The following is a 10,229-nucleotide window of genomic DNA, read 5'->3' as shown; positions in this document are numbered from 1 at the left end:
GCTGTCCGATACGCCGCTGGCCGCCGCCGAGGCCCAGCGCCCGGGCCCGGCAAGCGTGCTGGCCGACCTCGGGCGCGACTGGCAGCTCGCCTTCCCCGGCAGCGCGGCCACGCGGCTGATGCCGCAGCTGCGCTCCTGGACGGACGAAGAGGCGACCCGCTACTTCTCGGGCGTGGCGACCTACAGCAAGACCGTCAGGCTGGACGCCGCCCAGCTTGCGGGCCAGCGCGTGCTGCTGGACTTCGGGCCGGGCACGGCGCTGGCGAGCACGCCCAGGGTGCCGGCCGGCATGCGCGCCATGCTGGACAGCCCGGTGCGCGAGGCGGCCGAGGTCTGGGTCAACGGCAAGCGCGCCGGCGCGGTCTGGCATCCGCCGTATCGCGTCGACGTGACGCAGTACCTGGCCCCGGGCAGCAATCGCATCGAGGTCAAGGTCGCGAACCTGGCCCTGAACGCGCTGGCGGGGCAGGCGCTGCCGGATTACCGTCTGCTGTCGGCGCGCTACGGCCAGCGTTTCGTTCCCCAGGATACGCAATTGATCGCGCCGCGCCCGGCAGGCATCCTCGGGCCGCTCAAGCTGGTCGGGGAAAAGATGCTGTGAAACGCCGGGCTCATGGCTGGAGTACGTATTGCCCGGGCGCAGGCCCCAGCCCGGCGCCGCCCGCCGGCGGGGCGATCCAGGGCCCGGCGTGTTCGGCCAGCCAGGCCTCCCAGGCCGGCCACCAGCTGCCCTGCTGCACCGGCGTGTCGTGCTGCCAGCGCTCGGGATCGACGTAGGGCGCAGCGGCCGTCCGTGTCGTGAGCTGGTAGCAGCGCCCCGGCCCGCCGGGCGGCGCCACCACGCCGGCATTGTGGCCGCCGCTGGTCAGGAGGAACGTCACCTCGCTATCGGTCAGGAGTCCGATCTTGTACACCGAACGCCAGGGAGCGACGTGGTCGGTGCGGGTGCCGAGCGCGAACAGCGGCGCGTCGATGTCGGTGAGCGCGATCGGCTTGCCGTCGACCAGGTAGCGCGCGCTGGCCAGGTCGTTCTTCAGGAACAGGCGGCGCAGGTACTCGGTGTGCATCCGGTAGGGCATGCGGGTGGCGTCGGCGTTCCAGGACATCAGGTCGGTCTGCTGGTCCGGCAGGTCGAGCAGGTAGTGGCGCAGCCGCCGCGACCACACCAGGTCGTTCGAGCGCAGCAGCTGGAAGGCGCCCGCCATCTGGCGCGTCTCGAGGTAGCCCTGGCTCCACATGGACGCTTCCAGGAAGCTGATCTCGCTCTCGTCGACGAACAGCGACAGCTCGCCCGGCTCGGTGAAATCGACCTGGCCGGCGAGCAGGGTCAGGCTGGCCAGGCGCCGGTCGCGCTCGCGCGCCATCGCGGCGGCGGCGATCGCCAGCAGCGTGCCGCCCAGGCAGTAGCCGCAGGCATTGACCCTGGGTGCACCGGTATCGCGCACGATGGCGTCGAGGGCTGCGTTGACGCCGAGCCGGCGGTAGTCGTCCAGGCCCAGCTCGCGGTCGACGCCGGATGGATTCTTCCACGAGATCATGTAGACCGTGTGGCCATGCTCGACCAGGTAGCGCACCAGGGAATTGTGGGGCGACAGGTCGAGGATGTAGTACTTCATGATCCAGGCCGGCACCACCAGCAAGGGCGTCGCATGCACCTGGGGCGTGGCCGGGTCGTAGCGGAGCAATTCCATCAGGCGGTTGCGCAGCACCACCTTGCCGGGCGTGAGCGCCACGTCCTGCCCCGGACGAAAATGCGGCGCCGGGGGCTTGCCCAGGACCGTGCGCCAGGCCTCGCCCAAGGCGCGCCAGCTGCCGGCGACCAGGTTCATGCCGCCCCGCTCGAAGCTGACGCGCTGTACCACCGGATTGGTCAGGACGTAGTTCGAGGGCGCGACGCCGTCGAGCAGCTGGCGCGCGACGAAGGTGGCGACGTCGGCGTGGTGGCGCGACATGCCGCGCACGCTGCGGGGGGCGCGATGCCACCACTGCTGCTGCAGCAGGAAGCCCTGGCTCAGCACGTTCCAGGGCCAGCGCTGCCAGTCGGGATCGGCGAAGCGCTTGTCCTGCGCCAGCGGCTCCACCGGTCCGGCCACGTCGGCCAGGGCGGCGCCGGCCGCGTAGCGCAGCCAGCGCATGCTCGAGGACATGGCCTGGAACGCGAGTTCGGCCTGCTTGTTCGGCGAGAAGGCCAGGTGGGTGCACCAGTCGAACCAGGCCACGGCCAGCGCCGCCGGCGAGACCTGGCCGGTGAAGCGGCCGAGCCAGGCCTGCAGCGCCAGGTCGATGCCGGCGTGGTCGGGCTCGACCTCGGGATAGCGGTGGCGCGTGCCCTGCCAGTCGCTGGCGTCGCGCTCGTGCACGCCGCCGGGTGGGAAGCCGGGCTGGTTCATGGGCCGGTGCGCGCGTATTCAGTGCGCCAACAGGACCGGCAGCGGCGCGCGGTCGAGCAGCAGGCGGGTCACGCCGCCCAGCACGATTTCGCGGTAGCGGCTGTGGCCGAAGGCGCCGGTCACCAGCAGGCCGGCGCCGCAGGCCTGAGCGACGCCCAGCAGGGCCTCGCCGACGGGGGCCCCGGTGCGCTCCACCACCACCTCGACGCGCACCCCGTGGCGCGCCAGGTAGAGCGCCATGTCGGCGCCCGGCTCCTCGCCGTGCAGGCCGGATTCGAGGTCCGGGTTGACCAGCGCCAGGCGCACCGCGCCGGCGCGCGCCAGGAGCGGCATGGCGGCGCCGATGGCGCGGATCGCCTGGGCGCTGCCGTCCCAGCCGATCACCACGCTGTCGGCGATCGGCGCGTCGCCGTAGGAAGGCGGCACGGTCAGCACCGGGCGCACGCCGTGCATGGCCAGGTACTGCGGCAGGCCGCGCACCGTCGCGGCGTCGCCCGCGTCCTGGCCGGTCACGACCAGGTCGGCATAGCGCGCCTGCAGCAGCAGGGCGTCGCGGTTCTCGTCCTCGACCAGGCGTTCCTCGACCGAGGCCACGCCCAGCTGGCCGGCGCGCGCGGCGAAGCGCTGCAGGCTTGCCCGCGCCGTGCTGCGCAGGGAGTCGAATTCTTCGACCGGCGCCCCCGCCATCGAGCCGGTAAGCATGGCGTAGGCGGGCCAGGACATGCCGGTGGCGGCGCAGCCCACCAGATGCGCCTCGTGGCTGTTGGCGAGCCAGGCGGCCGCCCGCAGGCGGGCGTCGAGCAGCGGGCTTTCGTCGACATGGACAATGATGGTCTTGTACACGGCAGCACCTCCTGTGAATACGTCGCGGCAGCGATGACTCTACGCCGAGTGGAGGGCTGCGTCAGACGTGCGGCTGATGCAAATCAAATCTTTGTCGAATTCCCCTGTGTTCATGCGCCGCGGTAGCGGATGGCGTCGATGACCAGGCCCAGCGCACGCGAGGAATGGCGCCGGCTCGGGTAGAAGGCGTGCAGGCCGGGGAAGCTCGGGCACCAGTCTTCCATCACGCTCGTCAGGCGCCCGGCCCGGACGTGGCCGGCGACCATGTCCTCGGGCAGGAAGGCCAGGCCGTTGCCGCTCAGTGCGGCATCCAGGTGGTGGCTGACATCGTTGAAGACGGCCTGGCCGCGCACCCGCGCCTCGATGTCCTCGCCCTCGTGGCGCAGTTCCCAGGCGTAGATGCCGCCGCTGCTGGACAGGCGCAGCGTGATGCAGTTGTGCTTCATGAGGTCGGCAACCGAGGCCGGTAGCGGGCGCCGCTCGAAGTAGGCGGGCGCGCCGACGATGCGCATCGGGACGTCGCTCGTGAGGCGCACGGCGATCATGTCCTTGTCGACCTGGTCGCCGTGGCGTACGCCGATGTCGAAGCGCTCGGCGGCGATGTCGACGATGCGGTAGTCGGCACTGAACTCGACGTGCAGGTCGGGGTATTGCGGCAGCAGCGGGGCGATGCGCGGCCACAGGACCTGTTCGACCACGTGGTCGACGGCGGTGATGCGGATGGTGCCCACCGGCTTGTCGCCGAGGTCGCTGATGTCGGCGATTTCGGCCTCGATCTCTTCCAGCCTGGGGGCGACGTTCTGGATCAGGCGCTCGCCCGCCTCGGTGGGCGAGACGCTGCGCGTGGTGCGCTGGAGCAGGCGCACGCCCAGGCGCTGTTCGAGCGAGCGCACGATGTGGCTGAGCGCCGACTGGGTCATGCCCAACCTGGCCGCGGCACGGGTGAAGCTGCGTTCGCGCGCGACGGCGAGGAACACGAGGATGTCGTTGATGTTGTCGCGAGCCATCGATAAGGGCATGTGTGGGAATTATGCAAATTTTCTCACGAATCAGGCGGCTCATTCATGACGTGCATTCATAAGCCCATGCAATTTCCAGTACGTTTTTTGCTACCGTCCGCCGCTACCATGCTCCTTTTGCACGAACATGGAAGGATCCAGCATGACTGTCAACGCATACGGCGCCCACGCGGGCGACCAGCCCCTCGGCCCGATCGCCATCACCCGCCGCGCGCCCGGCCCGCACGACGTCGAGATCGACATCGCCTTCTGCGGCGTCTGCCATTCGGACCTGCACCAGGTGCGCGGCGAATGGGCCGGCACGGTCTACCCCTGCGTGCCGGGCCACGAGATCGTCGGGCGGGTGGCCGCCGTCGGCGCCCACGTAGGAGGCTTCGCGGTGGGCGACCTGGTCGGCGTCGGCTGCATGGTCGACAGCTGCCGCAGCTGCCCCGACTGCGACGCGGGCCTGGAAAACTACTGCGACGGCATGGTCGGCACCTACAATTCGCCGACCCCGGACGCGCCCGGCCATACGCTGGGCGGCTATTCAGAGCGCATCGTCGTGAACGAGCGCTACGTGCTTCGGGTGCGCCACGATCCCTCCCAGCTGGCGGCGGTCGCGCCGCTGCTGTGCGCGGGCATCACCACCTGGTCGCCGCTGCGCCATTGGCAGGCCGGCCCCGGCAAGCGGGTGGGCATCGTCGGCATCGGCGGCCTGGGCCACATGGGCATCAAGCTGGCGCGTGCGCTGGGCGCCCACGTGGTGGCCTTCACCACCTCGGAATCGAAGCGCCGCGACGCCGAGGCGCTGGGCGCGCACGAGGTCGTGGTCTCGCGCGATCCGGAAGCCATGGCGGCGCAAGGGAGGCGCCTCGACCTGATCGTGAATACCGTGGCGGCCCCGCACGACCTCGACGCCTACCTCAGCCTGCTGAAGCGCGACGGCACCATGGTGCTGGTCGGCGCGCCATCCTCGCCGCATCCGTCGCCGCAGGTCTTCAACCTGATCATGAAGCGCCGCGCGCTGGCCGGCTCGATGATCGGCGGGATCCCGGAAACCCAGGAGATGCTGGATTTCTGCGCCGAACACGGCATCGTCGCCGACATCGAGATGATTCGAGCAAGCGAGATCAACGCCGCCTACGAACGCATGCTGGAAGGCAAGGTCAAGTACCGCTTCGTGATCGACAGCGCCACCCTCAAGGCTTGAGGGAAAGCGCTGCTGCGGGCTTCCATGGCAGACTAGGGTTTTGCCGCACTGGAGTCCGCATGAACGAACACATCCTCCCTGTCCCCCTCGAGAAGGCCTACCGGCTGCTCACGCATGGCCCGACCGTGCTGGTGTCGAGCAGCCATGAGGGCGTGGACAACGTCATGGCCGCGGCCTGGGCCTGCGCCCTCGATTTCGCCCCGCCCAAGCTCACCGTGGTGCTCGACAAGTCGACCCGCACCCGCGCGCTGGTCGAGGGCAGCGGCAGCTTCGTGATCCAGCTGCCGACGGTAGCGCAGCTGCGCCTGACCCATGAGGTGGGGAACCGCTCGCTCGATGCCGAGCCGGACAAGCTGGCGCGGGCCGGCGTCGTCTTGAAACGCATGGAAGGCGTGGCGGCGCCGCTGGTGGAAGGCTGCTCGGCCTGGCTGGCCTGCAGTCTGGTGCCGGAACCGCACAACCAGCAGGCCTACGACCTGTTCATCGGCGAGGTGACGGCCGCCTGGGCCGATGCGCGCGTGTTCCGCGACGGCCACTGGCATTTCGAGACGGCCGATCCGTCCTGGCGCAGCATCCACCACGTCGCCGGCGGCAACTTCTATGCGATCGGCGAAGCGATGCGCGCCGCCGACTGAGGCCGCCGCGCCCCGGGGAAGCACTAATGCGGGCCGCGGGGATCGGACTTGACGGGCTGGGCGGCGGCGGTCTTGATCTCGGTGCCCTGGTGCAGCGAGATGCGCCAGCCTTCGGGCTGGCGGGTCCAGACCCGCACGTAGCGGCCGCGCAGCGGCTGGGCCGCGCCGAGGTCGAGGCGGGCGGCGCGCCAGGTGCCGGTGACGATCGCCACGTCCTCATTCACGACCTCGACCTCCATGTCTTCCAGCCCATAATTGCGGATGCGGTACTCGTCGCGCGCCAGCGCCTGCAGGAACTCGGTCTTGGAACGCAGCCTGCCGTTGGTCTCGACGTGGCGATAATTGCCGCCCATGAGGCGGCGCAGCAGCTCGATGTCGCGTTCGTTCAGCGCGAGGGCGCGCTGGCGCTCGGCTTCACGCACGCCGAGTCTGGCATCGCGCGCGGCGGGATCGGAGGCGGCGGCGTGGAAGGGCAGCAACAGGCTGGCGAGGTAAAGGAGGACGGCGGGAAGAGGGCGCATGGCTAGTCTCGAATCATACTGCAACGACGATGGGACGGCTTTCCTTAGAATAATGTCACAGATTTACCGGAATGCGACACATTGTTGGTACTTGTGACACGTTAATTTTGTGTCGGAAATGCAGTATCTGTTACAGTTCCACCTGGACGGCAGCCACGCCGTTAATTGATCACACGGACGTTATGCCTGCTGCCCCACTGCCTCCCGACGAACTTGACCGGCTGTCGATGCTCGACGCCCTCCACCTGCTCGATACCCCGCCCGAACCGGTGTTCGACCGCGTCACCCGCCTGGCCAGCCGCATGCTGGACGTGCCGATGGCGCTGTTCTCGCTGGTCGATGCCGACCGCCAGTGGTTCAAGTCGCGCGTCGGGATGGAACCGGGACAGACGCCGCGCGAACATGCCTTCTGCGCCCATGCGATCGGCATGAGCGCGCCGCTGGTGGTGCAGGACGCGCTGGAGGACGGGCGCTTCAGCGACAACCCGCTGGTCAACGGTCCGCCGAACATCCGTTTCTATGCCGGGGTGCCGATCCGCACCACGGCCGGCCTGGCGATCGGCACCTTGTGCGCGCTCGACACCAGACCGCGCACGCTGAGCGAGGACGAAGCCGGGGTGCTGAACGACCTGGCCGCGATCCTGACCAAGGAAGTGCAGTACCGCGAGCGCATGGCGGTAGCGCGCGAGCAGCTGGCGCGTTCCAGCGCGGTGCTGGGCGCCAGCGAGGCGCGCTTCCGCAGCGTGTTCGACATCGCCAGCGTGGGCATCGCGCTGGTGGCGCCGGATGGCGGCTGGATCAGCGTCAACAAGGCCCTGTGCGACATCGTCGGTTATGGCGAGGAAGAGCTATGGAGCCGCACTTTCCGCCAGATCACCCACCCGGACGACGTCGACCTCGGCATGGACCAGATGCGCGCCATCCAGCGGGGCGAGCTCGACGGGTTCCGGCTCGAGAAGCGCTACATGCGCAAGGATGGCAGGCCGGTATGGGTCGCCCTTGACGTCTCGACCAAACGCAATGCCGCGGGGCAGGTCGAATACACGGTCGCGGTCATCAAGGACATCGACGCCCAGAAGGCGGCCCAGGATGCGCTGTCCGCCCTGAATGCCGACCTGGAACGCCGGGTACAGGCGCGCACCGCCGAGCTGCACGCGCGCGAGGCGGAAATCCGCAGCGTGGTGGAAAACGCCTACGACGCCTATATCAGCCTGGACGAGGAGGGCCTGGTCACGGCCTGGAACCGCCAGGCCGAGGACACCTTCGGCTGGCCGCGCGACGAGGCCCTGGGCCGCAGCCTGGACGAGCTGATCATCCCGGAAGAATACCGCGAGCGCCATCGCCACGGCATGCAGCGCTTCCTGGCGACCCGGCTCGCCAGCGCCGTCGACCAGCGCCTGGAACTGCCGGCGCTGCGGCGCGACGGCAGTGCGCTGACGGTCGAGGTGCGCATCCGCGCGCTCGAATCGAACGGGCGCACCATGTTCAGCGCCTTCCTGCACGACATCACCGAGCGCAAGCAGGAACAGGCCCAGCGCGAATACGAGAACCGGCACGACCTGCTCACGGGCCTGTTGAACCGGCGCGCGCTGCTGGAAGCGATTCCCGTGGCCCAGTCGCGCGCCAGCCGCAGCGGCAAGGCGGTCGGCATGCTGTTCATCGACCTGGACGGCTTCAAGGCGGTGAACGATTCGCTCGGCCACGAGGCGGGCGACATCTTGCTGCGCGAGATCGCTGGGCGCCTGCGCGCCGGGGTGCGCAAGACCGACAGCGTCTACCGCCTGGCCGGCGACGAGTTCACCGTGCTGCTCGAAGACATGGCCGACACCTTCGACGATGCCCACACCGTGGCCGAAAAGCTGATCTCGAGCATTTCCGAGCCGGTGATGCTGCCGGGACGGGCGATGCGCGTGCGCGCCAGCATCGGCATCTCGCTCGACAGCGGCAAGGCCGTGCGCGCGCCGGAGGAACTCCTGAAGGAAGCCGACCACTTCATGTACCAGGCCAAGAAGGCCGGGCGTGGACGCGTGTGTTCGGCGCGCTCTCCTTACTAAGCCTTATCCGAGTTCCAGGTGTCCAAAAAAGTTGCTTGACCTTCCCATCGTGGGAAGGAATATCCTTCGGGTATGGCATTCCATGATTGAAGGAAGCAAATGGACACAAGAACGCATCCCGAGGGCGCGACCCTCCTGAGTATCGAAGGCATGACCTGCGCGTCCTGCGTGGCCCGGGTCGAAAAGGCCTTGCAGAAGGTGCCCGGCGTAAGCACGGCGACGGTCAACCTGGCCACCGAGAAGGCCAGCGTGCATGGCGCCGCCGCGCTCGACGCGCTGCTGGCGGCGGTGCGCGCGGCCGGCTACGAAGCCGCCGCGGCGCTGGCGCCCGGCAGCGCTCGTCCGGACAGGGGCGAAAAGACCGCCGCCGGCCTGCCGGCCTGGTGGCCGGTGGCCCTGAGCGCGCTGCTGAGCATGCCGCTGGTGGCGCCGATGCTGGTGCAGCCCTTCGGCCTGAACCCGATGCTGCCCGGCTGGCTGCAGCTCATCCTGGCGACCCCGGTCCAGTTCTGGCTGGGCGCGCGCTTTTACCGGGCCGGCTGGAAGGCCTTGCGTGCCGGCAGCGGCAACATGGACCTGCTGGTCGCGATCGGCACCAGCGCCGCCTACGGCCTGTCGCTGTACCTGCTGCTGGCGGGCAGTCACCACGGCACGCCCCACCTGTACTTCGAATCCTCGGCGGTGGTGATCACCCTGGTCCTGCTCGGCAAGTGGCTGGAGGCGCGCGCCAAGCGCCAGGCGGTGGCGGCGATCGGGGCGCTGGAAGCCCTGCGCAGCAACGACGCCCTGGTGCGGCGCGACGGCCGCGACCAGCGCATACCGCTGGCCGAACTGCGGGTGGGCGAGCTGATGGTGGTGCGGCCCGGGGAACGGGTGCCCGCCGACGGCAGCGTGGAAGAAGGGCGCAGCCACCTCGACGAATCCCTGCTGACCGGCGAATCCCTGCCGGTGGCGAAGGGGCCGGGCGATCGCGTGGCGGGCGGCGCCGTCAACGCCGACGGCCTGCTGCTGGTGCGCGCCACCGCGGTCGGCAGCGAGACGATGCTGTCGCAGATCATCCGCATGGTGGAAGACGCGCAGGCGGTCAAGGCGCCGATCCAGCGCCTGGTGGACCGCGTCAGCGCGGTGTTCGTGCCGTCCGTGCTGCTGGTGTCGCTCGTCACGCTGCTCGGCTGGGGCCTGGCGACGGGCGACTGGCAGGCGGCGCTGCTCAATGCGGTGGCGGTGCAGGTGATCGCCTGTCCGTGTGCGCTCGGCCTGGCCACGCCCGCCTCGATCATGGTCGGCACTGGCGCCAGCGCCCGCCACGGCATCCTGATCAAGGATGCGGAGGCGCTGGAAACCGCGCATGCGGTAGGCGTGGTGGTGTTCGACAAGACCGGCACCCTGACCGAAGGCCGTCCGCGCCTGGCCGCGCTCGAAGGCGCCGACGGCGAGCGGGTCCTGCGCCTGGCCGCGGCCGTACAGCAGGCCAGCAGCCATCCGCTGGCGCATGCGGTGCTGGAGGCCGCGCAGGCGCGCGGCGTCGCGCTGCAGCCGGTGGCGAACGCCCGGGCGCTGCCCGGGCGCGGGGTG

At 69.7% G+C, this 10,229-nt stretch carries 9 protein-coding genes; 5 read left to right on the top strand and 4 right to left on the bottom strand.

Annotated features, from left to right (window positions below; translation table 11 throughout):
• Nucleotides 1–601 (top strand): glycosylhydrolase-like jelly roll fold domain-containing protein (locus tag B2R83_RS16435; protein ID WP_349681057.1); only part of this gene is annotated, 601 nt, incomplete at its 5' end.
• 10 nt (nucleotides 602–611) lie between these two features.
• Here the strand turns inward: B2R83_RS16435 and B2R83_RS16430 are convergent.
• The 3 genes from B2R83_RS16430 to B2R83_RS16420 form a co-directional block, all read right to left on the bottom strand.
• On the bottom strand, nucleotides 612–2,390 hold the full coding sequence (locus B2R83_RS16430; protein ID WP_292043539.1) for a PHA/PHB synthase family protein: 1,779 nt from the start codon (nucleotides 2,388–2,390) through the stop codon (nucleotides 612–614).
• Between the two features lie 18 nt (nucleotides 2,391–2,408).
• The gene (locus tag B2R83_RS16425; RefSeq protein ID WP_292043537.1) at nucleotides 2,409–3,233 is read right to left on the bottom strand and encodes a universal stress protein; all 825 of its coding nucleotides are present in this window, start codon (nucleotides 3,231–3,233) and stop codon (nucleotides 2,409–2,411) included.
• A gap of 110 nt (nucleotides 3,234–3,343) precedes the next feature.
• Nucleotides 3,344–4,240 carry a LysR family transcriptional regulator gene (locus B2R83_RS16420; RefSeq protein WP_292043541.1) on the bottom strand — a complete coding sequence of 299 codons (897 nt, stop codon included), beginning with the start codon at nucleotides 4,238–4,240 and terminating at the stop codon, nucleotides 3,344–3,346.
• 154 nt (nucleotides 4,241–4,394) lie between these two features.
• Here B2R83_RS16420 and B2R83_RS16415 point away from each other — a divergent pair, with 154 nt between their 5' ends.
• Together B2R83_RS16415 and B2R83_RS16410 are read left to right on the top strand one after the other, a co-directional pair.
• Nucleotides 4,395–5,444 carry an NAD(P)-dependent alcohol dehydrogenase gene (locus tag B2R83_RS16415; protein WP_292043535.1) on the top strand — a complete coding sequence of 350 codons (1,050 nt, stop codon included), beginning with the start codon at nucleotides 4,395–4,397 and terminating at the stop codon, nucleotides 5,442–5,444.
• A gap of 59 nt (nucleotides 5,445–5,503) precedes the next feature.
• Nucleotides 5,504–6,079, top strand: a complete 576-nt coding sequence (locus B2R83_RS16410; RefSeq protein WP_292043534.1) for a flavin reductase family protein — start codon at nucleotides 5,504–5,506, stop codon at nucleotides 6,077–6,079.
• A gap of 23 nt (nucleotides 6,080–6,102) precedes the next feature.
• Here the strand turns inward: B2R83_RS16410 and B2R83_RS16405 are convergent, their stop codons facing one another.
• Complete coding sequence (locus tag B2R83_RS16405) at nucleotides 6,103–6,600, bottom strand: nuclear transport factor 2 family protein (RefSeq protein ID WP_292043532.1); 498 nt, start codon at nucleotides 6,598–6,600, stop codon at nucleotides 6,103–6,105.
• Nucleotides 6,601–6,782: 182 nt separating this feature from the next.
• Here B2R83_RS16405 and B2R83_RS16400 point away from each other — a divergent pair, with 182 nt between their 5' ends.
• Nucleotides 6,783–8,654, top strand: a complete 1,872-nt coding sequence (locus tag B2R83_RS16400; protein WP_292043530.1) for a PAS domain S-box protein — start codon at nucleotides 6,783–6,785, stop codon at nucleotides 8,652–8,654.
• A 99-nt stretch (nucleotides 8,655–8,753) separates the two neighbouring features.
• The coding region (locus B2R83_RS16395; protein WP_292043528.1) for a heavy metal translocating P-type ATPase at nucleotides 8,754–10,229 on the top strand (1,476 nt) is incomplete at its 3' end.

It is taken from the genome of Massilia sp. UBA6681 (assembly GCF_002454935.1).
In the GTDB taxonomy this organism is placed as follows: domain Bacteria; phylum Pseudomonadota; class Gammaproteobacteria; order Burkholderiales; family Burkholderiaceae_D; genus Telluria; species Telluria varians.
The sequence above is the reverse complement of the archived record's forward strand: the minus strand, read 5'-3'. Positions and strand labels throughout refer to the sequence as shown.

Excerpts from the sequence above, each read along its gene's own strand:
- B2R83_RS16410 (WP_292043534.1), top strand. The coding sequence starts at position 5,504 with ATGAACGAACACATCCTCCCTGTCCCCCTCGAGAAGGCCTACCGGCTG.
- B2R83_RS16415 (WP_292043535.1), top strand. The coding sequence starts at position 4,395 with ATGACTGTCAACGCATACGGCGCCCACGCGGGCGACCAGCCCCTCGGC.
- B2R83_RS16420 (WP_292043541.1), bottom strand. The coding sequence starts at position 4,240 with ATGGCTCGCGACAACATCAACGACATCCTCGTGTTCCTCGCCGTCGCG.
- B2R83_RS16400 (WP_292043530.1), top strand. The coding sequence starts at position 6,783 with ATGCCTGCTGCCCCACTGCCTCCCGACGAACTTGACCGGCTGTCGATG.
- B2R83_RS16430 (WP_292043539.1), bottom strand. The coding sequence starts at position 2,390 with ATGAACCAGCCCGGCTTCCCACCCGGCGGCGTGCACGAGCGCGACGCC.
- B2R83_RS16405 (WP_292043532.1), bottom strand. The coding sequence starts at position 6,600 with ATGCGCCCTCTTCCCGCCGTCCTCCTTTACCTCGCCAGCCTGTTGCTG.